Raw genomic sequence first — 21,647 nt, 5'->3', positions numbered from 1 at the left:
TGACGAGCCTTCGGAGGCCGCCTTTTGCGGACATTAACAGCCCGATCGACTCGCTATCGGGCGCAATGCACCTACGGCCCAATTGGAGCCGGCGGAGACAATCTCGAGAATAAAATCAACAGCGCCTGCTGGAGATGGTGGGCCGGGCCGGACTCGAACCGGCACCGGCGCTGTTATGAGCAGCGAGCTCTAACCATTGAGCTACCGGCCCACACCCCGCGTAACATCGCAGCCGCGCTTGGGGCAAGGTCCGTCTGCGGGCAAAGGCTGGTTTGAAGACAAGCGCAGAACGATCGGGGCTTGCGCAAAACGATCGCCCCCGCCGCCTTGCGGCAGCGGGGGCGTGAAGGCTTCGCCTAGGGGTTCCGGCCGCCGGTCTCAGGCGGCTTCGGCGATCCGGGGGTCCTCGCCATGGTCGGCGATATGGCCCTCGCGGAACTTGAAGCGGCCGATATGCTCGGTCAGGGCGCGGGTCTGCTCGTCGGTCAGGGCCAGCGCCGCATTGGTCTCCTCGACCAGCGCCGCGTTCTGATGAGCCATGGTGCCGATGCCGTCGATCTCGTTGTTGATCGCCGAGACGTCCGTGGCCTGGCTCCTGGCGGTCTGCGAGATGCCGTTCATCAGCCCGGTCAGGTCGTTGACCGAGGCGACGATAGCCTCGAACATCGCCGAGGTCTCCTCGACCAGGCCGACGCCGACCTTGACGTCGCCATGGGCGGCCTCGACAAGCTTCTTGACGTCGTTCGAGGCGTCGGCCGAGCGCTTGGCCAGGCTGCGCACCTCGGTCGCGACGACGGCGAAGCCGCGTCCGCTATCGCCGGCGCGGGCTGCTTCCACCGCCGCATTGAGCGCCAGCAGATTGGTCTGGAAGGCGATCTCGTCGATCATCGCGATGACCTCGGAGATCTTGTTCGAGGAGGAGCGGATGCGGTGCATCGCCTCCAGCGCGGAGGCCACGACCTTCTCGCCCTGCTGGGCCTGGCTCTCGGCGCCCTCGGCCATGCCGGTCGCCTGGGCGGCCTCGGCTGCGGTCTTCTTGACGGTGCCGGCGAAGGCGGTGAGCTGGTTCGTCGCCATCGAGACGGCGTTGCTCTCCTCGCTGGTGCGCTCGGCGAGGTCGGTGACGCCGTCGAGGATCTCGCTGGTGGCGCTGCGCACGGCCGCAACCGTGTTGGAAAGCCGCGCCAGCGTGCTCTCGAACTCTTCGGCCAGGCTGTTGGTGCCGCTCTTGAGTTCGGCGAAGGCGCCCTGATAGCTCCCCTCGACGCGGGTCGAGAGATGACCGACCGAGAGCTCGGCCAGCACGTCGCAGGTTTCCGACAGGCCGGCCTGGACGGTTTCGAGCAGCGCATTGACCGAATCAGCCAGCGCGTTGAGCTCGGCATCGGCGAAGGTCGCCGCGACACGCGGGTTGAAATCGCCGGCGGCAGCGGCGGCGACGACCTCGCCGAAGGCGGCGCCGAGCTCGGCCATCATCTCGCGGCGCTGCTGCTGGGCTTTTGCCTCATCCTCGATCTTGGCCGCTTCCGCCGCGCGCAGCGCGACCGCATTGTCGCGGAACAGCAGCACGCTCTTGGAGATGTCGGCGATCTCATCATTGCCCTTGGTCTGCACAACCGTCTCGAGCTGGCCGTCGGCGATCGCGCGCGTCGCGGCCCAGAGCCGGTTCAGGCGGCCGACGATCATCGGGCGGACATAGAGCAGCGACAGAGCCAGCGCGACGAGGAGCGAGCCGATGCCGACCGCGCCGAGCCAGAGCTTGCTCTGCTCGATCAGCGTGCGGGTCGAGGTGCTGGAGGCGACAGCCTCGCCACGCGCGCTCTTGACGAGCTTGTCGACCTGCCCGCGCAGTGCATCGGCCGCGCTGCCGACGCCGCGCAGGCTCGCAGTGATCCCCTCCTGTGTGGACAGGTCGCGCTGGCGCACGCTGAGGACGCCTTCGCTGCCTTCGCCGACATCGATGACCGTGTTGATGGCGCCGACGCGCACCTTGTTGGGGACGATCTTCTCGATCGCCGACAAATCCTTGCGGATGCGCGTCACAATGGCGGTGAAGCGGTCGCGGGCCGCGCTCAGCTTCGCCTTGTCGTCAACCTGCGCGATCTCGCGCAGCAGGCCGATCAATTCGTTGACCTGTGCCTCCAGCTTCCGCGCCAGGTCGAAAGCCTGGAAATCGCGCTCGATCAGGCCCTGGATCGAGGCGTTGAGGTCGTCTCCGCTCAGGCCCTTGACGCTTTCCATCCCCATCAGGATGTTGAACCGGGCCTCATCTGCCTCGGCCCCGACCACCCCGACGAAAACGCCCCGCGCCTTCGACAATTGTTCGAGCGAGGCCTGCATCGCCGCCGCATTGCGCAGCCGCTCTCCGGTCAAGTCGTTGATGTCGTTGATCTGGCGCGACAATTCATCGACGCCGCTCTGGATCGGCTTCATGTCGATGGCGTCGAGCGCGGCGATGCGGCGGATGAGGTCGAACTGACGGGCCTCGATGGTGTCGAGCTCGCCGGTCAGCTTCGCGCGCTGCTGCACCGTGGTGACGTCCATGAAGCGGGGCGCCAGCGCCGTCGATTGCGTCGCGGCCTGCGAAAGCTCGAGCGAAAGCTCCACAGTCGGCATCTTGCGCTCGACCGTCTCGGAGACGGTCTGGTTGACGCGATCATAGGAGAACCATGCCACCAGCGAGGCTACGATCGTCAGCACCGTGAGCAGGCCGAGCGCCGCATAGATGCGCGCAGCGATGCCGATGCGAAGCGGCGTGCGCTGGCGCGCGGGCTTCGTAGCCTTGGTCATGAATCGCTCTCCGAAATGCTGACGCAACGCGTGGAAAGAATCAGGAAATAAGGACAGAAAGCGGCAGACCGCGCCGCCGGCCACCAGGCGCGAGTTCGCGCAGAGCGAGAACCTCGCGACGATCGCGCATGCGTGCACAGCCCCGATTTCAGAAGGCAGGACAAGACCTTCCGAAGATCAAGATCGCGGATATGCACTTAAGGAACGTTTAAGCGGGCGGATTCTTCTGAATCACTCGCCCGCCCCAGTGCTTCAGCATTCGTTAGGTTATGCGGCGGAAGCGAGGCGGCGGGCGCGAGGCCCGGCCTCACGCCTCCGGCGGCTTCGGCACCGGTCTTGGCCGGCCTTCCTCGTCGATCGCCACGAAGGTGAAGGTCGCGTCGGTGACCTTCTCGTGCAGCGTCGTGCGGAAGCGGCGCGCCCAGGCCTCGACATGGATCTTCATCGAGGTCCGCCCGACCGACTCGACCTCGGTATAGACGCTGAGCACATCGCCGACCTTGACCGGCCTGATGAAGGTCATCGCATCGACCGCGATCGTGACCACGCGCCCTTGCGCCCGATCCACCCCGGCGATGCCGCCGGCGGCGTCCATCCGCGACATCACCCAGCCGCCGAAGATGTCGCCATTGGCGTTGGTGTCGGCCGGCATGGCGTTGACGCGCACGGTGAGACTACCGCGCGGTGCTTCATCTGGCGTCAGGCCCGGCTCGATCATCGTTGGTCTCCCCCTCTTCGACATGGAAGGAATGGAGCACACGATGCAGCACCGGCGCCAGTACGAAACCGGTCGCGATCACCACGAATAATCCCGAGAACAAGGCATAGGCGCCGGCGAAGAGCTTGCCGCCATCGGTCTTGAGCTGGTCGACGGGGCCCATGCCCGACAGGATCATCGCCGCATTGACGAAGGCGTCGATCGCCCTCATGCCTTCGGTCGCCATGTAGCCGGCCATGCCGATCGCCATGCCGATGACGGCCATTCCCAGCCAGAGCAGGATGGCGCGACCCAGCCGCAGCGCGAAGCGGCGCACGGGGATGAGCTTCTGCCTGCGATGCTCGAACTGCGTCAGGCCCTTCATCGCATGCCCTTCCAAGCCTTGCCGGTTGAGTCGAAATTCGACACGCGGCATGCTGCGTCAAGCGCGGCGAAGACCGTGGACGAGATCTAGAGCATTTCCTTCACGCGAACCGGTGTCCACTTCGCTCGAAAATGCCCCAGGAGGAACGCCATGATCACGCCGCCCGCCATGATCTGCGTCTCGCTGCGCTATGCCGATGCGCCAAAAATGTACGACTGGCTGATCGAGGCCCTGGGCTTCGAGAAACACGCTGCCTACTACTCGCAGGACGGCAAGACCCTGCTGCATGGCGAGCTGCGCATGGGCGAGAGCTTCGTCATGCTGGGCTCGGCCGAGAACAATGAATTCGGCAAGCTGGTCGCAAGGCCGGCCGAACTCGGCGGCACCACCGCCTCGCCCTATATCGCCACCGACGACATCGACGCCCGCTGCGAGCGCGCCCGAGCAGCTGGAGCCGAAATCTGCATGGAGCCGACCGACCAGCCCTATGGCAGCCGCGACTTCATCTGCAAGGACCCGGAAGGGCATGTCTGGTGCTTCGGGACGTACCGACCGGGCGACAAGCCGGCTTGAAGCGCAGACAGCCGCGTCAGGCCGCCGCCGGGGTCGAGTTGCCAAGCGAATTCCGCGGTCGCGCCCGCATCATCAGCCAGCACACCAGCCCGAGATTGACCAGGTTCCAGGCCAGCCCGTTGAGGAAGGCGACGCGGTAGGAGGCGAAATAGTCGAAGATCGCGCCCGAGACATAGCCGCCGAAGGCCATGCCCAGGACCGTCGCCGACATCACGATGCCGATGCGCACGCCCGCCTCCTTGGCCGGCAGGTATTCTCGGATGATGACCGCATACATCGGCACGATGCCGCCCTGGAACAGGCCGAAAATACCGGTGACGATATAGAGCGAGGTCAGACCGTCGAACCAGAGGTAGAGGAACAGCGCCGCGCCCTGCATCGCCGAGCCCAAGGCCAGCGTCGCTGTTCCGCCGATGCGGTCGGCGACGAAGCCTGAGCCGATGCGGCTGATGATGCCCAGCAGCAGCATGAGCGAGAGCATTTCCGCGCCGCGCGCGACGCCGTAACCGAGATCACCGCAATAGGCGACGATATGGACCTGCGGCATCGCCATGGCGACGCAGCAGCAGAACCCCGCAACCGCGAGCAGCCATTGCAACTGGTTCGCCGAGAGGCCGAGATCGCCGCGCGCGCTGGAGCTCGCCGCATCGTCGGCCGCCATGTGCTCGACCGAGGGACGTCGCCGGAAGAACAGCGACATCGGCAGCATGATGATGAGCGCCGTCAGTCCGATGCCGATATGCGTCGCTCGCCAGCCATGATGCGCCACGCCCCAGGTGATGAGCTGCGGCCAGATCACCCCGGCGAGATAGCTCCCCGATGCGCCGAACACCACGGCAAGCCCGCGATGCTTGCGGAACCAATGCGACAGATCGGCGATCAGCGGGGAGAAGCCCGCCCCGCCGCCAATGCCGATCAGGACGAGATGGATGAGCGCGAACTGCCAGAGCGTTTGCGCCAGCGCCGCCAGCATGTAGCCGCTGCCGAGCAGGAGCGCCCCCATCACCACCGGCACGACGATGCCGTAGCGATCGGCGATGCGGCCCATGGCGATGTTACCGAAGCCGAAGCCGATCATCACGCAGGTATAGGGCAGCGCGGCGCCTGCCCTGAGCGTGCCGAACTCGGCCTGCACCGAAGGCAGCACGACCACGACCGACCAGGTGCCGACGCAGGCGACCGTGCCGAGCAGCAGCGACATCGCCAGCCTGAGCCAGGCATAGGAGGAATCCGGCGCATAACGCGCATCCAGGGAAGCCATGTTTCCTCGCGCCGTCGTTTTCAGAGAACGACTTTTCCAACTGGGAGGATTAGGTGGGGACGCCTCAAGCGACAAGCGCAAGCCCCGCAGGGCGGGACAGCGTTGGCGGAAGAGGCGTACGTCCCTTCTCCCCTCGCGGGAGAAGGTGGATCGGCGCAGCCGAGACGGATGAGGGGGCGCTGTGAGCTTTCCGAATAGCCGAACAGGACGCCAACCTGACAGAGCACGGCGCCCCCTCATCCGCCCCTATCGGGGCACCTTCTCCCGCGAGGGGAGAAGGGAAGAGGCGTTGCTTGGATCCGCCCCTCAGGCGCCCGTCACATGCGCGTAGGCGCTGGCGTCCAGCGGGCGGCCGAGCAGGAAGCCTTGCGTCAGGTCGCAGCCTTCCTGGATCAGGAAGTCGAGCTGCTCGGGCGTCTCGACGCCTTCGGCCACAACCTCGATGCCGAGCGCATGGCCGAGCTGGATGACCGCGCGCGTGATCGCAACCGATTCCAGCGTCACGCCGAGTTTGGCGATGAAGCTGCGGTCGATCTTCAGCGTCGTCAGCGGGAAGCGATGCAGGTAGGAGAGCGAGGAATAGCCGGTGCCGAAATCATCGAGCGCGATGCGCACGCCGAGCGCGCGCAATTTGCCGAAGGTTGCCATGGCGCGGTCGGCATCGGTGACCATGACGCCCTCGGTGATCTCGAGCTCGAGTCGCTCAGGGTCGAGGCCGGTCTCGGCCAGCACCGCCGCGACACGGCCGGGCAGCTCGCCGGACTGGAACTCCAGCGCCGAGATGTTGACGGAAATCCGCAAGGGCTGTGTCCAGCGCGCCGCCTCGACGCAGGCGCTGCGCAGCACATAGGCATCGAGCTTGGCGATGAGACCGCCCTCCTCCGCCGCCGGAATGAAGCTCGCCGGCGAGACGATGCCGCGCACCGGATCCTTCCAGCGCGCCAGCGCCTCGAAGCCCGCGATCGAGCCATCGGCCCGGAACAGCGGCTGGTAATGCGGATGGATCTCGTTGCGCTCGATCGCCTGACGCAGATGCCGGCTGAAAGTGAGGCGCTCCTGCTCGCGCGCCTGCTCGGCGAGATCGAACATACGCATCGCGCCCGACCCCTCGGACTTGGCGAGGTTCAAGGCGGCGTTGGCGGCGGCGATCAGGCGGATCTGATCTTCGCCATCCCCCGGAAAGCGCGCACAGCCGGCGCTGACGCTGATCTTGAAGGAATGACCGCCCGTGAAGAATTCTTCCGCGAAGGCACAGCGTACGCGCTCGGCCTGCGCCCGCGCCTCGCCCTCGGTCTGCAGCGCGCCCGAGACCAGCATGAACTCGTCGCCGCCGATCCGCGCCAGGAAGGCGTCGTCGGCGCTGGCCCGCAGGCGCTGCGCCGCCTCGACCAGAATGGCGTCGCCCACAGCATGGCCATGCTCGTCGTTCAGCGCCTTGAAGCCGTCGAGGTCCATGCGCATCACGACCAGCCCCTCGCCGGCGAGTCGCGCCTGCATCAGCCTCCGGTCGAGATGGGCGCTCAGCGCCGGGCGGTTGTGCAGCCCGGTCAGTCCGTCATGATGCAGCGTGTCCGCCAGCTTCTGCTCGGCCTGTTTGCGCTTGCTGATGTCGACCAGCAGGTTGAAGCCGCCGGTCAGCGCGCCGTCATCCCCAAACAGCGGCGTCGGATAGGTCAGGACGGGCGTCCGCGTCCCGTCCGGGCGTTCGAGCATGGCCTCAACGCCGCGCACCGGCCGGCTTTCGCGCAGCGCGACCGCCATCGGGCCGTCCTGGGGCGCGAGCGGCGCGCCCTCGATGGTGAAGAGCTTGTGCGTGACGCACCAACGATCCGTGCCGATGCGCGGCTCGCGCCCGACAAAGGCGCCGGCCGCGCGGTTGGCATAGGTGACCCGCCCCTCGGCATCGGTCATGTAGACGCAGATCGGCAGTTGATCGAGCACGCCCTCGAACCAGGCGTCGCGGTGGGTCGGCTTGTTGTTCTTCGCCGCCGCTGGCGCGATCTGGGAGAGATCGACACCACCTTCCCTCAGCGCCGCGAAGCCCGACGCGATCTGACGATCGGCGGAGAACCGGCGATAGGCAGCTGCGTCGGGGCTGGTGACAGCCTTGGACATTGGGGCAATCCGCTGAACATTCTTGAAACTCTGCGCTTTCGATAGAAGCCGTAGAGATCACAACAAATGCTTAAAGCAGCAGCCCAGCGGGCCACTTCAGCGGGATTGCCTGTCATTCTGCAAGGTGAAGCAAGGTTATCAATAAAAAATGAAAATCTGGAAAAATTAAAGAAACGATCCAGAAATTATCTTCTGTGCCGCAGAGCAGCACGCTTGTATGCCTTAACGTAATCGGCATCACCCCGCAGCAGCGCCGCAGCCGATTTATTTGAAGAGCGCGTCGCCTTGCTCATCGACGAGCTGCTTGCCCTTCACCAGCGCGAAATCGGCGGCCTCCTCGGCGCCGGGAAAGCGATCGGCCCGCACGAAGCGATGCTGGCGGAGCTCTCCGTCGATCTCCTTCTCGACCACGCCGCAGAGCTGGTGCTGCCCGCCCTCCTGATAGGGCGTCGCATGGATGGTGAAACCATTATGCTCGATGCTCTTGAGCGGGCCCGCCGGCGCCTCGCTGGCCTTGCCACCCAGCCCGAACAGGGATTTCAAAAACGACATGGAGCCTCCGTATTCGTCGTGACTTCATATAGGACAGGATCGACGCCATGGGGAGCCCAGTTTGCGCTCGTCCACGATCGAGGCGCCCGAGCTCAGAAACGCCCGCAAGACTTGAAAAACAGCGGCAGAATCCCCAGATTCGTGGCGTTCAGGGCGACCGCACGGCCCCTTTACGCCCAACCTGCTCCCGCGGCCACCCCTGAATAGGGAGGTGGTCATGAGACTCATCAAATCTCTGTCGTTCGCGGGACTCGGCCTGATCGCGCTCAGCCTGTCCAGCGCCGCGCAACCCCAGGCGCCACGTGGCCCACCTTGCGTCGATCGCACCCAGTTGATCGCGCAATTGCACAATACCTTCGGAGAGCTGGTCATCGGCCGCGGCCTCGCTAATGGCGGTTTCGTCTTCGAGATCCTCGCCGGCCAGTCCGGCTCCTGGACCCTCATCGCCACCACGCCGCAAGGCATGAGCTGCTTCGTCGCAGCCGGCGAGGCCTGGGAACCGGTGCCGAAGCCCGACATCTTCGCCGGGCGCGAATGAAGAGGCGAAGCGCGGCAAGGCAGGGCTTGGCGAGTAAGGAAGCACTTGGCGACAGGCCCGGCAGCCGCTAGAAGGCGGCATCGGCCTGACAGGCCGGTCGTAAGCGTCTCACGTCAGACAACGCATCCAACCCGGCTGTCGCCGTCAGGATGCCTTGCCAAGATGTCTTGCCAAAGTGCCTTGCAATCCCCCACGGCACGGCCCGCTTACGAAAGCCTATCGTCCCATGTCTAACCTATCGTCCCGTCGCCGGCTTCCGGCGCGCTACGGCAGTGTCGTACTGCCCTTCCTGCTGTCGATCGTGATGACCTTCGTCGTCTCGGCCATCGCGACGCTGCGGGCGCTCGGCCCCTCCCCGGACTTCCTCTCCACTTGGCCGATCTCCTGGGGCCTGTCCTGGCTGGTCGCCTTCCCCACGCTGCTTCTGGTCCTGCCGCTGGTGCGGCGGATCATGGCGCTGATCGTGGCTCCGCCTGCTTAAAGGCAAAGGGCATCTGGAGCGTTTTCGAGCGAGGTGGGCACCGGTTCCCCTGCGACAAACGCGAAGCGTTTGCGTGGAGAAAACGCGTTAAAACAAAGATCGAGAGCCATTTCCGATCCAATTGGGTCGGAAATGGCTCTAACCGCCCAGATGCAGCACGACCTCGCGCCGATGCGGCCGTTGGCGGTGCTCGAACAGATAGATGCCTTGCCAGGTTCCCAGCGCAAGGCGTCCGTCCATGACCGGGATCGAGAGGGAGACCGGCGTCAATGCCGCCTTGATATGGGCCGGCATGTCGTCGGGCCCCTCCGCCCGATGCGTCAGATAGGCCATCGCCGGATCATCGGCTTGAGGCACCAAACGACGGAAAAACGCGTCAAGATCGCGCCGCACATCGGGATCGGCATTTTCCTGGATCAGCAGCGAGCAGGAGGTATGGCGCAGGAACAGCGTCAGCAGCCCGCTTTCGATACGCGCAGAGCGGACGAAGACCATGACCCGGTCCGTGAACTCATAGAGCCCGGCTCCATGCGTCTCGATGGTGACGACCGATTGCGAGCTCATTCCCGTCGCGGCCGTCAGCGCTCGGTCAGCGCGAGCTTGGCGCCGAGCGCGACAAAGGCGGCGGCAAAGCTGCGGCGCAGCCAGGCCATCACGGCTGGACGGCTGACGACCTTGTCGCGCATCGCCGCAGCGAAGAGACCGTAGAGCGCGAAGACCACGAAGGTCATCGCCATGAACACGCTGGAGAGTTCCAGCATGCGCGCGAGCGGCGCGGCCTCATTGGCGGCGATGAACTGCGGCAGGAAGGCGACGAAGAAGATCGACAGCTTCGGATTGAGCACATTGATCGCGATGCCGTCGGTCAGCACGCGCAGCCCTGAGCGCGGATCGGCCTTGGTCTCGACCTTGAGCGCGCCCTGCTCGCGCAAGGTCTGCCAGGCCATCCAGAGCAGATAGGCGACGCCGGCATATTTCACGATCTCGAAGGCCAGCGCACTCGCATGCAGCAGCGCCGCCAGCCCCATCATCGCGGCGACGAGATGCGGCACGATGCCGAGCGTGCAGGCGAAGGCAGCCAACACGCTGGCGCGGGAGCCGCGCGTGAGGCCCGCCGCGATGGTGTAGATCGCGCCCGTGCCGGGCGAAGCGACGATGATCAGCGAGGTCAGAAGGAATTCGGGGGACATGGCGGCTCCGGCTGCTGCGGTCGAGATCGCCCGCGCGAAGGTCAGCCCTCATTCAAGGGCCAAGCGGGCTTCCCTGCAACTGCTGATAGGAGGTGGCCGCCTCACCGATCAGTTGCGCGGTGCGCTCCGGCGACTGATCGAAAAAACCGGCGCTGATGCATAGTCCCGGAAAACCCAAGCCGCGATTGGCGGCCCGCGACCACCGCACCATGCGCGTCAGCGGCAGGCTACGCTCGGCCTCCTCGGCAACGGTGAGCTCGATGATCGGCTGGTTTTTATATCGCACCAGCCGAATGGTGCGCAGATCGGCCCAGGCGATCCGGCGCGGCGAGAGCGCCGGCGCCAGCAAGCCTTGCGCCGAAATCTCGATGGCCGGGCGCGCATCGAACAGGTTGCGCAGCGCCATGAGCACGCAGCCCAGGAAGAAAACGACGCCGACGCAGGCGATGAAGAACTCGAAGGAGCCGGTCGCGCCCTTGCGGTACAAAACGACAGCCATGAAAGCCGACAGCGCAGTCATCGCGACTCCGCCGAGCGCAAGCCAGGCCACCCGGGTTCTCTTGTAGCGGATCGTCACATCAGCGCTCATTCAAAACCTCGCAGATCCTGGGCCAAATGGGGCGCCGCCACGCGGTGCGAAGCAGACCATACGCAACCCATCACGGCTTCAACTGTTTATCCGGAAAGGTGAGCACGCGCAGCAGCACGTCCGCACCGAACGAGACGACGATAAACGAGACGCCGAACGAGACTTCGGGAGACGTCGAAACGCTCCGGTCCGGGCCTTGAATATCGCGTCACGCGGACGAGATTGTCGAACCTTACCTCACTGTGATGACGACTTTGCCCTTAGCCCGGCCCGTTTCGACATAGGCCAATGCCTCATTGGTCTTCTCGAACGGGAAGACCCGGTCCATCACCGGGCGTATCTCACCCGCCTCGATCAGGGAGGTGATCTGTCCGAGCTGCCCGCCATTCGCCGTCATGAAGAGGAAGGAATAGCCGATCCCGCGGCGTTTCGCTTTCCTCCTGATGCCGGCGCTGAGCAGGCGCATGACCAGTTGAAGCGGCCAGCCAAGGCCACTTTTCCTCGCGAAATCCGGATCGGGCGGACCGGAAATCGAGATCAGCGTCCCGCCAGGCTTCAGCACCGCAAGGGATTTCTCCAGCGTGTCCTTGCCGAGGCTGTTCAGCACGACGTCGTAGCCCTGCAGCACTGTCTCGAAGTCGTCCTTCTTGTAGTCGATCACGATATCCGCGCCGAGGCTTTGCACAAGGGCGATATTGGCTGTGCTCGTGGTCGTGGCGACATGGGCCCCGAAATGCTTGGCAAGCTGGATCGCGAGCGTGCCCACACCGCCCGAGCCGGCATGGATCAGGACCTTCTGCCCCTTCTGCAGCTTGGCTCGCTCGACGAGGGCCTGCCAGGCGGTCAAGGCGACCAGCGGCATGGATGCCGCCTCTTCCATCGTCAGGTTCTTGGGCTTCAGCGTCACATTGGCCTGGTCTATCGCGATGAGCTCCGCGAAGGTGCCGATGCGGTCCTGGCCCGGATGCGCATAGACCTCGTCGCCCGGGCTGAAGCGCGTGACCTTGGACCCGACGCCGATCACGACGCCCGCGAGATCGCTGCCAAGGATCATGGGGAGGCGATAGCGCAGGATGAGCTTGAACTCGCCGTCCCGGATCTTGGCATCCACGGGATTGACGCCAGCGGCGTGGATCTCGACCAGAACGTCGTTCTCGTGCAACTCCGGCTCGGGCGTTTCGCCGAGCCGCAGAGCGCCGCCTTTCCTGTAGCGATCGATCAGGAATGATTTCATCGGACTGGCTTTCGTTTTTGTGGTGAGCCGGCAGCGTCAGCAATGCGGCGGTGACGGCTCAAGCGGGGAGCCCGTTGAATTTCCGAAGGTTCTTGTCGACGAAGGCTTCGGGCAGGAAGCGGCGCATGAAGCGGACCTGCCCTGCAGCTTTTCCGGCCGTGTAGCGTCTCCTAGGCGAGGCCGAATTGGCGACCCTGACCACGGCGTCAGCAACCACCTCGGGGGCATCGCCCTTCGCGACGATCGCGCGCATCAGCTTCTCCGCCTCGGTGCGAACCGTATCATAGATGGCCAGGGGCCGGTCCGGGCGCGTGATGTTCTCCTCAAAGGAGGTGCGGGTCACGCCGGGCTCGACCAGCACGACGCGGATGCCTTGCGTGCGCACTTCATGATCGAGCGATTCCGAATAGCCTTCAATGGCGTGCTTGGTCGATGCGTAGAGCGCGTTATAGGGCGCAGGGATCAGCCCGAGTATGGAGCTGAGGTTGATGATCCGGCCTTTGCGCTGCCGCCTCATCACGGGCAGGACTGCATTCGTCATGCGCATGGTGCCGAACACGTTCACGTCGAACACCGCTTTCGCCTGTGCCGTCGTGGATTCCTCGGCGCCGCCCAGCAAGCCGATCCCGGCATTGTTGACGAGAAGATCGATCCGCCCTGCGCGGCTCAACACCTCGTCGACGACGCCCTGCACGGACGCATCGTCGACCACGTCGCAGATCAGCATCGTGACCCCGTCCGCGGTATCGCGCATCGGCTTCCGGCTGGTGCCGAAGACACGATAACCATCGCGCCGCAGCGCTTGTGCCGTCACCAACCCGATACCGGAGGACGCCCCCGTGACCAGGGCAATGCCGCGTTCTGTCTTGCTCCGTTCTGTCTTGCTCATCGGATTCCGCTTTCATTTTTCCGTGGAATTGCGATGAGCGACCAGTTACTATCAAATCAGTATCAAGTCACTATCAAAAAGATATGGACATGAAGAATCTTTCGGACCAGCCATGCCTGATCGCCCGGAGCCTGGCGCTCGTGGGGGACGCATGGAGCATGCTGATCATGCGCGACGCCCATGCGGGCCTGACCCGCTTCGATGATTTCCGCAAAAGCCTCGGCATCGCGCCGACAATGCTGACGGGGCGGCTTTCGGCCCTGACCGAGGACGGACTGCTGGAAAAACGCCGCTATTCCGAGCGCCCGCCACGGGACGAATATGTGCTGACGGAAGCCGGCCGCGACTTTCTACCAGTGCTGTTTGCGATCGGCACCTGGGGACGCAAGCATCGCGGCGGGGGCAAGGTGACACGATTCTTCGACGCCGAGACCGGAACGGAGATCGATGCCGTCACCATCGACCGCCAGACCGGTGCTCCGATCGGAACACGCCCCATTCGCATCGCTGCAGCCGAATGAATTGCCCCATGGCAGATAAAGCCAGGGCGCGACGGATCAGGCGATCGGCTGTCCCAGCAGGTAGAGATAAGGCGCAAACAGCACCTTGAGATAGGGGATGTTGCGCGCGCCGATGGTCTGCCCGACACGGCGTCAAGCGTCCAAACGCACGAGCCGTAGGTCAGATCAGGAGCCCAGGCCTTCGAAGATGCCGCCGATCACCGAAGCGGCGGCTTCGCCGGCGCTGGAGAGTACGCTGCCGACGGTTTCGAGCGTACCGTCAAGGACGGCGATGACGACGTCGCCGACGCCATCGCTCGCCATGCTGCCCGTATCGCTCGCCGCGGCGGGCTGCTTCCGCTGCGCTTCGGCCTGCGCTTGGGCGGCCTGCACCGCCGCTTCGATCTCCGCCAGATCAGGCTTGTCGGTCATGGCTGCCCCCTGAAGCCGCCATCTTGGCACCGTCCTGGCCTAGAAAAAAGGCCAAGAAAAAAGGCGGGTCTCTCGACCCGCCTTGATCACCTCAATTGTCCAGGAAGCTCCTGAGCTTCCGGCTCCGGCTCGGATGCTTCAGCTTCCTGAGCGCCTTCGCCTCGATCTGGCGGATACGTTCGCGCGTGACGCTGAACTGCTGGCCGACCTCTTCCAGCGTGTGGTCGGTGTTCATGCCGATGCCGAAGCGCATGCGCAGCACGCGCTCCTCGCGCGGCGTCAGCGAGGCCAGCACCCGCGTCGTCGTCTCGCGCAGATTGCTCTGGATCGCTGCGTCGATCGGCAGGATCGCGTTCTTGTCCTCGATGAAGTCGCCGAGATGGCTGTCTTCCTCGTCGCCGATCGGGGTTTCGAGCGAGATCGGCTCCTTGGCGATCTTGAGGACCTTGCGCACCTTCTCCAGCGGCATGGCGAGCTTCTCGGCCAACTCCTCCGGGGTCGGCTCGCGGCCGATCTCGTGCAGCATCTGGCGCGAGGTCCGGACGATCTTGTTGATCGTCTCGATCATATGCACCGGGATGCGGATGGTGCGGGCCTGGTCGGCGATCGAACGCGTGATCGCCTGGCGGATCCACCATGTCGCGTAGGTCGAGAACTTGTAGCCGCGGCGGTACTCGAACTTGTCGACCGCCTTCATCAGGCCGATATTGCCTTCCTGGATCAGATCCAGGAATTGCAGGCCGCGGTTCGTGTACTTCTTGGCGATCGAGATCACGAGGCGAAGATTGGCCTCGATCATCTCCTTCTTCGCCTGCCGCGCCTCGCGCTCGCCCTTCTGGACCATCAGCACGATCTTGCGGAACTCCTGGATCTCCAGGCCGGTCTCGGAGGCCAGCGTATGGATCTCCTCGCGCAGCTGCTTGATCCGGTCGAGCTCGGCACCGACGAATTCACGCCAGCCGCGCGAGCCCAGCTTGGAGACGCGCAGAACCCATTTCGGGTCGAGTTCGCCGCCCACATGCTGCTTGAGGAAATCCTCGCGACCGACGCCATAGCTCTCGGCCAGGCGCAGCAGTCTCGTCTCGTGCGAAATCAGCCGCTTGTTGATGTCGTAGAGCTGCTCGACCAGCGCCTCGATGCGGTTGTTGTTGAGCGAGAGCGACTTCACCGCGGTGATGATGTCGTCTTTCAGCTTCTTGTATTTGCGGTCCTGCGACGGCGAGAGCTTGGTGTTCTCCAGCCGGTTGGCGATGTCCTGGTCCTGCAGGCGGCGCAGCTTCTTGTAGTTGTCGGCGATCGAATCGAAGGTCTCGAGCACGCGCGGCTTGAGCTCGGCTTCCATGGCCGAGAGCGAGACGTTGTTCTCGATGTCGTCATCGTCCATGTCGGACGGCAATTCGCCTTCCGGCACCTCGCCGGCGGGCGCGGCGGCCTCAGTGGGCTCGCCCTCCTCGCCTTCGCCGGGCAGTTGCGACGGGTTCTTGCCGTCGGGGCCGGCATAGGTCGCTTCCAGATCGATGATGTCGCGCAGCAGCACCTTGCCTTCGACGAGCTCGTCGCGCCAGATGATGATGGCCTGGAAGGTCAGCGGACTCTCGCAGAGGCCCGCGATCATTGCCTCGCGGCCGGCCTCGATGCGCTTGGCGATGGCGATTTCGCCCTCGCGGGAGAGCAGTTCGACCGAGCCCATCTCGCGCAGATACATCCGCACCGGATCGTCGGTGCGCTCGGTCGGCTCGAGATTGCGCTTGACCTCGACGGGCAGCGCCGAGCGCTGCGTCTCGACGAGCTCGCCCTCGCTCTCCTCCTCGTCGCCATTCGTGCCGGTGCGCGCAGCCGCGCGCTCCTCGCCCGAGGCTTCGGGATCCTCATTGTCGACAACGTTGATGCCCTGCTCGCTGAGCTGGCCGAGCACATCCTCGATCTGCTCGGAGGAGAACTCCTCCGAGGGCAGGACTTCGTTCAGTTCGTCATAGGTGACATAGCCGCGCTTCTTAGCGAGCTTGATCATCCGCCTTACGGCCTGATCGGTCAGATCGAGCAACGGTCCATCGGACGTCGGGGGGGCTTCCGGCGCGACCTGGTCGGTCTTTTCCCGTTCGCTCGCTTTTGTCGCCATCAATCAGCGCTCCGCACTCGCGCGTCGCCACGGCTCGGAAGAAGCCACATGCAGACGCATAAAAGGGCGGCGCGGCCGCTGGTCCGGCGCGCTCACCCCACCCAAATCACTTCGGCCAGATGGCGCCGATCATCGTTGATGAATCGTAAACCACCTGCAATCGGCACGCACAGCATGACGGCGGAAGCCGGAGCAGCTAGCCCTCAATCTCCAGACATGGCCTCCGTACCCTCGATCGTCTCGAGGCGGGCCTTGACGTCCTTGATCCAGGCAAAATTGGCTTCGGTCGCTTCGTCAGCCAATGCGCGCTCGGCTGCCTTCAGCTCGCTATGTAACGTCCGCGCGCGATGATGCAAGACGATAGCCTGTCGAATTGAGTCGAAAACCGATTCTGGATCAGCCGCTTGCGTCAATTTTTGGCGCTCGGCCGGCCCGGTGATCGCCAATAGCGCGCTTTGGGCCTCCTGCACACGCGGTTGGACCAGGCGATCGGCAAGCGCATTCTCGTCGAGGCTGTCATCCATGGCAGCCTCGAGCAGCACCTGGCGGAAGCGCTCGGCGGCGGGACCATCGAGCGCGAGCTCGGCAATCTCGTCGGCGCAGCGCAGGATCAGATCGGGATGGCTCGCCAGCGCCAGCAAAATGAAGGCCTCGCGCACATCCTCGCCACGGCGGCCCGCCATCATCCGCGACTGTGTCAACTGGCTGCTCGCCTTGAGCGGGCCAACGGCCCAGGGCGCCACGGCCTGCCGGAAACCGCCGCGCCCGGCACCGCCGCCCTGAGGGCGGCCGCGCTGAAAGCCGCCGTCACGGCCACGCTCGGTCCGCGCGGGAGCGGCGCTGGCGAAAAGCTGGCTCAGGCGCTCATCCATCTCGCGGCGGTAATGCCGGCGCGTCGCCTCGTCCTTGATCTGGCCGAGCGGCTCCTTCAGCCGGCGCTCGAAGGCGGCGCGACGCTCGGGCGTGTCGAGAGCGCCGGCCTCGACCTCGCGCGTCCAGAGCATGTCGACCAGCGGGCGCGCCGCCTGCAGCACCTCGGCGACCGCCATCTTGCCGCCCGAACGCGCCAGATCGTCGGGATCCTGCCCGTCAGGCAAGGTCGCGAAGGCGAGCGACTTGCCCGGCTCCAACATGGGCAGCGCGAGGTCGATCGCGCGGCTGGCCGCCTTGCGCCCGGCCTTGTCACCGTCGAGGCAGATCACCGGCTCGTCGGCCATGCGCCAGAGCAGGCCGAGCTGATCCTCGGTCAGCGCCGTGCCCAGCGGCGCGACCGTCTGCGGAAAGCCCGCCAGCGTCATCGCGATCACGTCGACATAGCCCTCGACGACGATCACCTGGCCGGTGTCATGCGCGCCCTTGCGAGCATTGTGGTGGTTGAACAGCAGCGAGCCCTTGTGGAAGAGCGGCGTCTCCGGCGAGTTCAGATATTTCGCCGAGACCTCGGCGCTCATCGCCCGCCCGCCGAAAGCGATCACCCGGCCGCGCGCATCATGGATCGGGAACATGATGCGGTCGCGGAAACGGTCATAGGGCACGGCGATCTCGTCGCCATGCACGAGCAGCCCCGTCTCCATCATCAGCGCGGCGTCGACGCCCTTGGCTGCGAGGTGATCGCGCAAGGCGAAGCGGTCCGGCGGGCCATAGCCGATGCGAAAGAGCTTGCGCGCCTCGCCCTCCAGGCCCCGGCCCGAGAGATAGCGCCGCGCCGCCGCACCGCGATCACCCATGAGCTCGGCCTCGAAGAAACGCGCCGCGAGCTCGACGACCTCATGCAGGCCCTTGCGCTTCTCTTCCTGGACCTGCGCCTCATGCGTGATCTTCGGTAGCGTCACGCCGGCTTCGGAAGCGAGCTTCTCGACAGCCTCCGGGAAGGAAAGCCCTTCCGTCTCCATCACGAATTTGAAGATATCGCCGTTCTTGCCCGAGGAGAAATCGAAGAACGAGCCCTTCTGGTCATTGACGAAGAAGGAGGGCGTCTTCTCCGCGTTGAAGGGCGACAGGCCCTTCCATTCGCGGCCCGATTTGGCCAGGCGCACGCGCTTGCCCACGACCGCCGACACCGGCAGCCGCGCCTTGATCTCTTCCAGGATGGAGGGCGGGAATTTCATGCTTTCCTATGTGGGCGTGTGCGCGGCGGAAGCCAATCATGGATGTAGCCGCCGACCGCATTATTGGCGCAATCCACAGCGCCATGATAAAGAAAGAGCGGCAAAAGGAAGAAAGCTGTGGCCCTCAACATCAAGGATCCGGAGACGGAGCGGTTCGTGCGTACCCTTGCGCGCCGGCGCGGCCTGACACTGACGGAAGCCGTGCGCCAGGCTGTTGGCAACGAGCTTGAGAAGGATGCGATGTCCGAGGAGGAGAAAGCGCACAGGATTGCCGAGGGACGCCGCAAACTTGCCGCCCTGTATAGGAAATACAATATCACGCCGACCGACCACAGCATGACCAAGCAGGAGATGGACGACGCCATCGGCTATGACGAGAACGGCTTCTGGTGAAGCTCGTCGTCGACACGTCAGCGATCGTCGCGTGCCTGACCGGCGAAGTCGAGCGAACGATTTTCGTCGACCGCCTACAGTTGGCCAACGAGCGGGTCGTCTCGGCGGTCAATCTGCTGGAAGCACGCCTCGTTATCGCCTTCGCGAAGGCGCTGCCCGTCTCGTTGATCGACGACTTCCTCGCAGACTATGACGTCGCCGTTGTCCCGTTCGACACAGCCCTCTCCGATCTCGCCTTCGACGCCTATCGCCGCTTCGGCAAGGGCAGACATCCCGCCAAGCTCAACATGGGCGATTGCGCCGCCTACGCGCTGGCGAAGGTGCGCGGCTGGCCGCTTCTGTTCAAGGGCGAGGATTTTTCGCTGACGGATATCGAGCGGGCCTGAGCCTGCTCCCTTGATCACCCGCCCAGCGCCGCCTTCACCAGCCCGCTCGCTTTAGCGAAATCCATCTGGCCGGCGAATTTCGCACGCAGGATCGCGATGACCTTGCCCATGTCCTTGACGGATGCTGCACCACTCTCGGTCACGGCCGCCGCGATCACAGCCTTGACCTCGTCCTCCGACATCTGCTTGGGCAGATAAAGGTTGATGACCTCGACCTCGGCGCGCTCGCCTGCGGCGAGCTCGGGGCGGCCATTGGCGTCGTAGATCGCGATCGATTCCTGGCGCTGCTTGATCATCTTCTGCAGCAAGGCGAGGATTTCGTCGGGCGTCGTCTCCGGCTTGCCCAGGCCGCGCGCCTCGATGTCCTTGTCCTTCAGCGCCGAGGTGATCAGGCGGATGGTCGAGACCTTGCCCTTCTCGCCGGCCTTCATCGCCTCCTTGAGATCGGCCGTGAAGCGCTCGCGCAGGCTTGTCATGGTGATATTCCCTTTTTGTGCCGCAGGCTCGTTTTGCAGAGACTCTGCGCCTGCTTCGATTGACGGGGCGGAACCACGTCTTTAAGGCTCGCGCTCCAGACATGGGCGCAAGCGCAGAACCGCTGTCCCGCCTGAAACATCGCCGCGCTTTCGCGGCCTGGACCGAGACATAGACATGACCGCTCCCGAAGGAAACCCCGCCAACGGCGGCTGGATCGAACCGCGCGCGACCGCGCTCCTGGTGCTGGCCAACGGCATGGTGCTCGAGGGCTTCGGCCTGGGCGCGACCGGCCAGGCGCCCGGCGAACTCTGCTTCAACACGGCGATGACAGGCTATCAGGAAATCCTGACCGACCCGTCCTATGCCGGGCAGATCATCACCTTCACCTTCCCCCATATCGGCAATGTCGGCGTCAACGAGGACGACGTCGAGACGGTCAATGCCGCAGCCTCCTCGGGCGTGCGCGGCCTCGTGCTGCATGCCGCAATCACCGAGCCCTCGAACTGGCGCGCCAACCGGCATTTCGACGCCTGGCTGAAGGCCCGCAACATCGTCGGCATCAGCGGCATCGACACCCGCGCGCTGACCGCCCTGATCCGCGACAACGGCATGCCCAACGCGATCATCGCCCACAGCCCCGACGGTGTCTTCGACATCGAGCGGCTCAAGCGCGAGGCCGCGGCCCTGCCCGACATGGCCGGGCTCGACCTCGTGCCGCTGGTCACCGCCGCCCAGCGCTATAGCTGGGACGAGACGCCATGGGTCTGGCCCGTGGGCTATGGCAAGCGCGAGAGCGTGGTCCACAAGGTCGTCGCCATCGACTACGGCGTGAAGCGCAACATCCTGCGCCTGCTCTCCAAGGCCGGCTGCGAGGTCACCGTCGTGCCCTCGACCGCCAGCGCCGAGGACATCCTGGCGCTGCAGCCCGATGGCATCTTCCTCTCGAACGGACCGGGCGACCCGGCCGCAACCGGCGAATATGCCGTGCCGGTGATCAAGGCGCTGCTCGACAAGAAGATCCCGACCTTCGGCATCTGCCTCGGCCACCAGATGATGGCGCTCGCCATCGGCGGCCAGACCATGAAGATGAAGCAGGGCCACCACGGCGCCAACCACCCTGTGCAGGACAAGACCACGGGCAAGGTCGAGATCGTCTCGATGAACCACGGCTTCGCGGTCGATCCCGCCTCTTTGCCGGCGCATGCGGTCGAGACGCATGTCTCGCTCTTCGACGGCTCCAACAGCGGCATCGCGCTGACCGACCGCCCAGCCTTCAGCGTGCAGCATCACCCCGAAGCGTCGCCCGGCCCGCAGGACAGCCACTACCTGTTCACCCGCTTCGTCGAGATGATGGCGGCGGAAAAGGCCAAGACAGCGGCCTGAAGACGGCAGCCTGAATGCGGCATTAGGCCTTCATCCGGGGGAGTGGACGCAGTCCCCGTCTCGAAGGATGCTCCAGCAGGCTCTGGACCATCCCCTGAGGCGCTGCTTTCGCGGTTCCTCGGGATGAGGGCTGCGACTATCGTCAAAGGAGCCGGGCATGATCCACCAGCTGCGCATCTACGAGATCTTCGAGCGCAACAAGGCCGCCTTCCACGCCCGCTTCCGCGACCATGCGATGCGGATCATGGCGCGGCACGGCTTCCAGATCGTGGCGATGTGGGAGACCGCAAGCGCCGGCCGCACCGAATTCGCCTATATCCTCGCCTGGCCCGACAACGAGACCCGGACAGCGCGCTGGACGACGTTCCTCGCCGACCCGGAATGGATCGAGATCAAGCGCGTCACCTCGATCGAATATGGCAATCTCGTCGGCATAATCGAGGACCGGATCATGACGCTGACTGATTATTCACCGACCGGCGCGATCTCCGCTTGAGGACAGGCGCCGAGCCCGTATTGGACGACGCCGACGGGAGCCGCCACATGAAGGCCCCG

At 64.9% G+C, this 21,647-nt stretch carries 23 protein-coding genes and 1 tRNA gene; 8 read left to right on the top strand and 16 right to left on the bottom strand.

The window, feature by feature from the left end; translation table 11 throughout:
* Positions 1-135: 135 nt before the first annotated feature.
* The 4 genes from ACSQ3P_RS21505 to ACSQ3P_RS21490 all read right to left on the bottom strand — a co-directional run bounded on the left by ACSQ3P_RS21505 (position 136) and on the right by ACSQ3P_RS21490 (position 3,872).
* Positions 136-211 (bottom strand) — tRNA-Ile (locus ACSQ3P_RS21505).
* 167 nt (positions 212-378) lie between these two features.
* On the bottom strand, positions 379-2,790 hold the full coding sequence (locus ACSQ3P_RS21500) for a methyl-accepting chemotaxis protein (protein ID WP_436167511.1): 2,412 nt from the start codon (positions 2,788-2,790) through the stop codon (positions 379-381).
* 307 nt (positions 2,791-3,097) lie between these two features.
* The gene (locus ACSQ3P_RS21495; protein ID WP_069692635.1) at positions 3,098-3,508 is read right to left on the bottom strand and encodes an acyl-CoA thioesterase; all 411 of its coding nucleotides are present in this window, start codon (positions 3,506-3,508) and stop codon (positions 3,098-3,100) included.
* Positions 3,480-3,872 carry a hypothetical protein gene (locus tag ACSQ3P_RS21490; RefSeq protein WP_436167510.1) on the bottom strand — a complete coding sequence of 131 codons (393 nt, stop codon included), beginning with the start codon at positions 3,870-3,872 and terminating at the stop codon, positions 3,480-3,482. The genes ACSQ3P_RS21495 and ACSQ3P_RS21490 overlap by 29 nt, the downstream gene beginning before the upstream one ends.
* Before the next feature lie 150 nt (positions 3,873-4,022).
* On the opposite strand from ACSQ3P_RS21490, the gene ACSQ3P_RS21485 reads away from it, so the two are divergent.
* Positions 4,023-4,445, top strand: coding sequence for a VOC family protein (locus tag ACSQ3P_RS21485; protein ID WP_436167509.1), 423 nt, complete (start codon positions 4,023-4,025; stop codon positions 4,443-4,445).
* A 16-nt stretch (positions 4,446-4,461) separates the two neighbouring features.
* On the opposite strand, the gene ACSQ3P_RS21480 is transcribed toward ACSQ3P_RS21485, so the two are convergent.
* The 3 genes from ACSQ3P_RS21480 to ACSQ3P_RS21470 all read right to left on the bottom strand — a co-directional run bounded on the left by ACSQ3P_RS21480 (position 4,462) and on the right by ACSQ3P_RS21470 (position 8,373).
* Positions 4,462-5,706, bottom strand: coding sequence for an MFS transporter (locus ACSQ3P_RS21480; RefSeq protein WP_436167508.1), 1,245 nt, complete (start codon positions 5,704-5,706; stop codon positions 4,462-4,464).
* A 306-nt stretch (positions 5,707-6,012) separates the two neighbouring features.
* On the bottom strand, positions 6,013-7,821 hold the full coding sequence (locus ACSQ3P_RS21475; protein WP_436167507.1) for a putative bifunctional diguanylate cyclase/phosphodiesterase: 1,809 nt from the start codon (positions 7,819-7,821) through the stop codon (positions 6,013-6,015).
* 264 nt (positions 7,822-8,085) lie between these two features.
* Positions 8,086-8,373: an HlyU family transcriptional regulator gene (locus ACSQ3P_RS21470; RefSeq protein ID WP_436167506.1), complete on the bottom strand. Its 288-nt coding sequence runs from the start codon at positions 8,371-8,373 to the stop codon at positions 8,086-8,088.
* A gap of 217 nt (positions 8,374-8,590) precedes the next feature.
* On the opposite strand from ACSQ3P_RS21470, the gene ACSQ3P_RS21465 reads away from it, so the two are divergent.
* Positions 8,591-8,911: a hypothetical protein gene (locus ACSQ3P_RS21465; protein ID WP_436167505.1), complete on the top strand. Its 321-nt coding sequence runs from the start codon at positions 8,591-8,593 to the stop codon at positions 8,909-8,911.
* 226 nt (positions 8,912-9,137) lie between these two features.
* Positions 9,138-9,392, top strand: coding sequence for a DUF2798 domain-containing protein (locus tag ACSQ3P_RS21460; RefSeq protein ID WP_436167504.1), 255 nt, complete (start codon positions 9,138-9,140; stop codon positions 9,390-9,392).
* A 138-nt stretch (positions 9,393-9,530) separates the two neighbouring features.
* Here ACSQ3P_RS21460 and ACSQ3P_RS21455 read toward each other — a convergent pair whose 3' ends face one another.
* From ACSQ3P_RS21455 to ACSQ3P_RS21435, 5 genes are all read right to left on the bottom strand, one after another.
* Entirely contained in the window at positions 9,531-9,956 is a 426-nt protein-coding gene (locus tag ACSQ3P_RS21455; RefSeq protein WP_436167503.1) for a secondary thiamine-phosphate synthase enzyme YjbQ, read from the bottom strand.
* Between the two features lie 14 nt (positions 9,957-9,970).
* Positions 9,971-10,582: a LysE family translocator gene (locus tag ACSQ3P_RS21450; RefSeq protein WP_436167502.1), complete on the bottom strand. Its 612-nt coding sequence runs from the start codon at positions 10,580-10,582 to the stop codon at positions 9,971-9,973.
* 52 nt (positions 10,583-10,634) lie between these two features.
* A complete protein-coding gene (locus tag ACSQ3P_RS21445) occupies positions 10,635-11,171 on the bottom strand; it encodes an STM3941 family protein (protein ID WP_436167501.1) in 537 nt (178 codons plus the stop codon).
* Positions 11,172-11,403: 232 nt separating this feature from the next.
* A complete protein-coding gene (locus ACSQ3P_RS21440; protein WP_436167500.1) occupies positions 11,404-12,405 on the bottom strand; it encodes an NADP-dependent oxidoreductase in 1,002 nt (333 codons plus the stop codon).
* Positions 12,406-12,463: 58 nt separating this feature from the next.
* Positions 12,464-13,294: an oxidoreductase gene (locus tag ACSQ3P_RS21435; RefSeq protein WP_436167499.1), complete on the bottom strand. Its 831-nt coding sequence runs from the start codon at positions 13,292-13,294 to the stop codon at positions 12,464-12,466.
* Between the two features lie 89 nt (positions 13,295-13,383).
* On the opposite strand from ACSQ3P_RS21435, the gene ACSQ3P_RS21430 reads away from it, so the two are divergent.
* Complete coding sequence (locus ACSQ3P_RS21430; protein ID WP_436167498.1) at positions 13,384-13,815, top strand: winged helix-turn-helix transcriptional regulator; 432 nt, start codon at positions 13,384-13,386, stop codon at positions 13,813-13,815.
* 165 nt (positions 13,816-13,980) lie between these two features.
* Here the strand turns inward: ACSQ3P_RS21430 and ACSQ3P_RS21425 are convergent, their stop codons facing one another.
* The 3 genes from ACSQ3P_RS21425 to dnaG all read right to left on the bottom strand — a co-directional run bounded on the left by ACSQ3P_RS21425 (position 13,981) and on the right by dnaG (position 18,453).
* Positions 13,981-14,226 (bottom strand): hypothetical protein, encoded by a 246-nt coding sequence (locus tag ACSQ3P_RS21425; protein WP_436167497.1) that lies wholly within the window; start codon positions 14,224-14,226, stop codon positions 13,981-13,983.
* A 91-nt stretch (positions 14,227-14,317) separates the two neighbouring features.
* Positions 14,318-16,345, bottom strand: coding sequence for an RNA polymerase sigma factor RpoD (rpoD, locus tag ACSQ3P_RS21420; RefSeq protein ID WP_436167496.1), 2,028 nt, complete (start codon positions 16,343-16,345; stop codon positions 14,318-14,320).
* Positions 16,346-16,548: 203 nt separating this feature from the next.
* Complete coding sequence (gene dnaG / locus ACSQ3P_RS21415) at positions 16,549-18,453, bottom strand: DNA primase (protein ID WP_436167495.1); 1,905 nt, start codon at positions 18,451-18,453, stop codon at positions 16,549-16,551.
* A 117-nt stretch (positions 18,454-18,570) separates the two neighbouring features.
* Here dnaG and ACSQ3P_RS21410 point away from each other — a divergent pair, with 117 nt between their 5' ends.
* Positions 18,571-18,846 (top strand): type II toxin-antitoxin system VapB family antitoxin, encoded by a 276-nt coding sequence (locus tag ACSQ3P_RS21410; RefSeq protein ID WP_069692648.1) that lies wholly within the window; start codon positions 18,571-18,573, stop codon positions 18,844-18,846.
* Complete coding sequence (locus tag ACSQ3P_RS21405; protein WP_436167494.1) at positions 18,843-19,232, top strand: type II toxin-antitoxin system VapC family toxin; 390 nt, start codon at positions 18,843-18,845, stop codon at positions 19,230-19,232. The genes ACSQ3P_RS21410 and ACSQ3P_RS21405 overlap by 4 nt, the downstream gene beginning before the upstream one ends.
* A 14-nt stretch (positions 19,233-19,246) precedes the next feature.
* Here ACSQ3P_RS21405 and ACSQ3P_RS21400 read toward each other — a convergent pair whose 3' ends face one another.
* Entirely contained in the window at positions 19,247-19,708 is a 462-nt protein-coding gene (locus ACSQ3P_RS21400; protein ID WP_310148562.1) for a GatB/YqeY domain-containing protein, read from the bottom strand.
* 175 nt (positions 19,709-19,883) lie between these two features.
* Between ACSQ3P_RS21400 and carA the strand changes: the two genes are divergently transcribed.
* Both carA and ACSQ3P_RS21390 read left to right on the top strand, forming a co-directional pair.
* Complete coding sequence (gene carA / locus ACSQ3P_RS21395; RefSeq protein ID WP_436167493.1) at positions 19,884-21,092, top strand: glutamine-hydrolyzing carbamoyl-phosphate synthase small subunit; 1,209 nt, start codon at positions 19,884-19,886, stop codon at positions 21,090-21,092.
* Positions 21,093-21,249: 157 nt separating this feature from the next.
* Positions 21,250-21,588: an NIPSNAP family protein gene (locus ACSQ3P_RS21390; RefSeq protein WP_436167492.1), complete on the top strand. Its 339-nt coding sequence runs from the start codon at positions 21,250-21,252 to the stop codon at positions 21,586-21,588.
* Positions 21,589-21,647 lie beyond the last annotated feature (59 nt).

Source organism: Allobosea sp. LjRoot9 (assembly GCF_964252745.1).
GTDB lineage: Bacteria > Pseudomonadota > Alphaproteobacteria > Rhizobiales > Beijerinckiaceae > Allobosea.
Note: the sequence above shows the minus strand (reverse complement) of the source record. Positions and strands in the feature narration are given on the sequence as shown.